Raw genomic sequence first — 3,803 nt, 5'->3', positions numbered from 1 at the left:
CAACCACAAAGCCATTTGCCAGTTTGCCACCTTTAAAGACTGGGAAGTAGCGCTGATTTTCTTTCATCGAAGTGATGATGACCTCTTTTGGTACGCTTAAAAAATCTCGCTCAAAACTGCCTAGCAGCGCCGTCGGATACTCAGTGATAGCCGTTACTTCATCCAGCAACGCAGGATCGATCTCGATCTTAAAGCCATGCTTTTTCTCGAGCTTTGCAAACTCGCTTAGAATTTTATCTTTTCTTTTTCGCTCGCTTAAAATTACGCCGTTACGCTCCAGCAGCGCGAAATAATCTGCGGCGTCTTTAAATTTAATCGCTTCATAGCCAAATTTTCGGTGCGGAAAAAATGCAGCCGCGCTTCGCACACCATAAATTTCAAAATCTACGTTTTGACCGCCCAAAACGCAGGCTATACTTCTTATCGGACGGATAAACTCAAACTTGCCGCTACCCCAGCGCATCGCGCGTCCAAAATTTAGCGATCGTAAAAACTCCTCTATCATTTCGCCTAGGATTTCACGACTATCACGCCCCTTTTGCACCGCAGCGTGGTAGAGCACCTCTTTGCCGCCTACCTGCCGAAATTCCAGCTCGCTTTCGCTTATGCCGCATTTTTTAGCAAAACTTAGCGCTGCAGGGCTCCACGCGCCGTCTTTGAGCGCGACGGATTTTGGTGCGCCCGTGCTTACGATCTGCGCATCATCGCCGCGTTGTGGAAAATCCTCGTGAAATAGCACGAATCTACGCGGGCTAAATTCGAAGCGAAAGTCGCTATTTATGCGGTTGGCCTCAAGCACTGCGCGCCATTTTGGCGCGATATTCGCACGCTCTTTTAAAAACGGGATCGCAGGCAGCTCCTCGACCCCAATCTCAATGAGTAGTTCCATCTTTATCCTTTTTTCGTTGATTTCGTTTTTCGTTTTTCTCCATCATTTCGCGGTTAAATCCTACGATCATAAATATCATAAAAAGCACGAAAAGTGCGGTTATAACGGCGTGTATCATTCTACTATAAATTCCTTTTGCCCTTTATAAATCGTAAAATAGGCATTTTTAAATTCTAAATTTTTGCCGTTTTGCACAGGAGCGCTTTTGCGAAAAATTCTAAACTCTCCCGCGCTTTTGAGATTAATTATGCCGTCTTCAACGTCGCCTTTGATAGTGCTTATCACATCTCCTGCGCGCAGCTGCCGCACCGATGCGCTAGGCAAAACGTATGGTGTGATAGAGCCTACGTTGCCGTTTCTAGCTACGATCTCAAAATCGTCGATTTCAAAGCTTTGCTTATAAAATTTCGTCTTTTTTACTAGCAGATCGAGTTTATCGCCTAGCTGTAGCCCGCTGCCGCCATAGACAAAAACTCCACTTCCATCTTGAGAAATCGCAAAGCCATGGCGGTTTGTAAAACTCACGACTACGCCTTTTATCAGCACAGGCTCGCTTATAATGCGCCCGTAAAGCTCCTCTATCGTGACGGTCTTTGCGGTACTAGCAGTATTTTTAGCTAAAAATTCTTGCTTTTTCGGCATAGATTTTAAAGCGCCTTCGTCCGTCAGAATGAAGCTAATCGGGAAATGATCGGAAGCGGTAAAGGATTTAGCAACCACGAAGCTGTCCTTTTTATATCCCGGCTCGCTACTAAAAAAATCGTCGCTAAGCAAGATATGATCGAGCACCGCGCCACTTTCATGAGACTCACAAGAGCTAAAATGCTTTAACTGCGAGCAGGGATGCAGCGCCCACAAATCGCTAAATCCATCGCGCTCAATAAGCTCGTTTAGCAAAGAATTTCGCCCGAAATTCGTATTAAAATCTCCCGCTATGATAGCGCGTTGGTGCCCTTGCAAAACCTCGCGTAAAAAGGCGAAATTGCGCTTGCGCTCGCTTAGCGGATTTCGTGCAGAGAGCATATGCACGACATAAAAGCTAAAATCAGTGCCGCTAAGCGCAAAATCAGCGCGCAAAATATCTCGTGTTTTAAGCTCTGTCGGGCGATAGGTTTTTTGAAATTTTATCGGTATGTGCGACATCACTGCCACACCCGCAGGTGCAGTCTGTGCGCGCGAAAAAGCGTAGAATTTATAACCCGCCTTCTGCGCAAGCGCTTTTAGCACGGCTTCGTTTTCGATCTCTTGCAGCCCCAAAATATCGGCATTAAGCGCGATTATCTCGTCCGCCACCGCTTGCAGCTTGCGCTCATATTTTTGCTCGCTCCATGAGCCGCGCCCGATCTCAAAGTCCGCATACTCCGTGCCGTCGTTTACGCCGTCGAGTAAATTTTGCACGTTAAACGATGCGATCTTCAGCTCCGCCGCACTCGCGCCGCAGAAAAACATCGCAAAAAGTAGCGCTAAAACTCGCAAACCGCGCTCCTAAAGTCGAATTCATCGATATTTTGGCGGATCGCTTCGTAGGTTACGATACCCACGCTGGTGGCTAAATTTAAACTGCGCCCCGCCCCGCTCATCGGGATCGTGATGCAGTTTTCGCGGTTTGTGCGCATGATCTCAAGCGGCAGCCCATGCCCCTCCGAGCCGAAAATCAAAAAATCGCCCGGCTTGAATTTCGCCTCGTAGTAGAGCTTGTTCGTCTTCGTCGTCGCAAAAAAGAAGCGCTGCTTAAATTTCTCGTTCGCCGCCATAAACTCGTCCCAATTTTCCCAAATTTTAAGATCTAAATTTGCCCAATAATCGAGCCCCGCACGGCGCAGATGCTTATCGTCGATGACGAATCCCAGCGGCTTGATCAGATGCAAAGGACACCCCGCATTGACGCACATACGCCCTATGGAGCCAGTGTTTGTGTGGATCTGCGGATAAACCAATACGATATTAAACATCAAAAATCACCGATTTTGCATGAGCAGAATTTTGCGATTTAAAATTCCGCGAGGCAAAGTTTTGAGATTTAGAATTTCGAAAAGCTAAATTACGCGGCTTAGAATTTTGCGCGGTAAAGCCTTGCAAATTTGAATAGGCAAAATTCCATAATTTGAAATTCTGTGAAATAAAATTTGGGTTCGTGATTTTGCGACGCTGCAGGACGTCAGATTTTTTCTCACAGCAATACGGCTCTTGTGTCTTTCTATGGTGCGGCGCGAGAACTGCCCCCATAGTACAGGACGCGCGATACGGCTCGATAAATTTTGCCTTAATGCGTTTAATACGACGCAGGCTGTGAGATTTTGTGCCAAGATGTCCTAATCTGCAAAATTTCATCTCGCTGTAATGCGAGCCGTAAAATTCCGCCTCGCCGCTACGTAGTTCGTATAATTTCTCGCCACGGCGATGCGATCTGCGAAATTCGCGCGATCCATAAAGCTTCGCCTCGTGGGCTTTTTTGGTATGGCAGCACGATGGATAAAATTTTAATAGGTCAAATTCCGCGTCGTGAAATCCTACCGAGCTAAGCTTTGCACTATGAAATTTTACGCCGCAAAAATTTAAATTTCGCTCGCCATAAAAGATAAAATTTCGCGCAGCAAAAATCACGAGATTTTGCCTGCGATCAAAGCAAAAAGCGCATTTTTGCAAAGACGCAGCATTCTTGCAAAACGCGTAAATTTCGTCGCGACGATAGAATTTTTTCATAAAACTAGCTCCTAAATAAAACGGCGATTTTACAGAAATCTCTCTAAATTTACGCTTTTAAAGCCGCTACGAACGCCCTAATCTCCGCTTCTTGCAGCCTCTCAATCTCCTTGCCGATCGCAGCGCCGCGCAGATTGCGAGCGACATCCGCGGCGCAAACCAAGCTTTTAAATTTCTTATCCCAAATCCCAAGCCGCTTCGCCGCTTGCAC

General features: G+C 46.5%; 5 protein-coding genes. All 5 read right to left on the bottom strand.

Features of this window, described 5'->3' with window-relative positions:
- Window positions 1–889, bottom strand: an 889-nt coding sequence (locus Q0605_RS05555; RefSeq protein WP_298704972.1) for a glycine--tRNA ligase subunit beta, incomplete at its 3' end; no start/stop codon positions are given.
- Window positions 873–1,007: a hypothetical protein gene (locus Q0605_RS05550; RefSeq protein WP_291937682.1), complete on the bottom strand. Its 135-nt coding sequence runs from the start codon at window positions 1,005–1,007 to the stop codon at window positions 873–875. The genes Q0605_RS05555 and Q0605_RS05550, both read right to left, overlap by 17 nt.
- Window positions 1,004–2,365, bottom strand: coding sequence for an endonuclease/exonuclease/phosphatase family protein (locus Q0605_RS05545; protein ID WP_298704970.1), 1,362 nt, complete (start codon window positions 2,363–2,365; stop codon window positions 1,004–1,006). Before Q0605_RS05545 ends, Q0605_RS05550 begins: the two co-directional genes overlap by 4 nt.
- On the bottom strand, window positions 2,353–2,841 hold the full coding sequence (locus Q0605_RS05540; RefSeq protein ID WP_298704968.1) for a tRNA (cytidine(34)-2'-O)-methyltransferase: 489 nt from the start codon (window positions 2,839–2,841) through the stop codon (window positions 2,353–2,355). Before Q0605_RS05540 ends, Q0605_RS05545 begins: the two co-directional genes overlap by 13 nt.
- Window positions 2,834–3,592 (bottom strand): hypothetical protein, encoded by a 759-nt coding sequence (locus tag Q0605_RS05535; protein ID WP_298704966.1) that lies wholly within the window; start codon window positions 3,590–3,592, stop codon window positions 2,834–2,836. The genes Q0605_RS05540 and Q0605_RS05535 overlap by 8 nt, the downstream gene beginning before the upstream one ends.
- Between the last annotated feature and the right edge of the window lie 211 nt (window positions 3,593–3,803).

It is taken from the genome of uncultured Campylobacter sp., from assembly GCF_938017705.1.
Classification (GTDB): domain Bacteria; phylum Campylobacterota; class Campylobacteria; order Campylobacterales; family Campylobacteraceae; genus Campylobacter_B.
Note: the sequence above shows the minus strand (reverse complement) of the source record. Positions and strands in the feature narration are given on the sequence as shown.

Bases quoted from the DNA above. Each gene is read 5' to 3' on its own strand.
- Q0605_RS05550 (WP_291937682.1), bottom strand. From the start codon at position 1,007: ATGATACACGCCGTTATAACCGCACTTTTCGTGCTTTTTATGATATTT.
- Q0605_RS05540 (WP_298704968.1), bottom strand. From the start codon at position 2,841: ATGTTTAATATCGTATTGGTTTATCCGCAGATCCACACAAACACTGGC.
- Q0605_RS05535 (WP_298704966.1), bottom strand. From the start codon at position 3,592: ATGAAAAAATTCTATCGTCGCGACGAAATTTACGCGTTTTGCAAGAAT.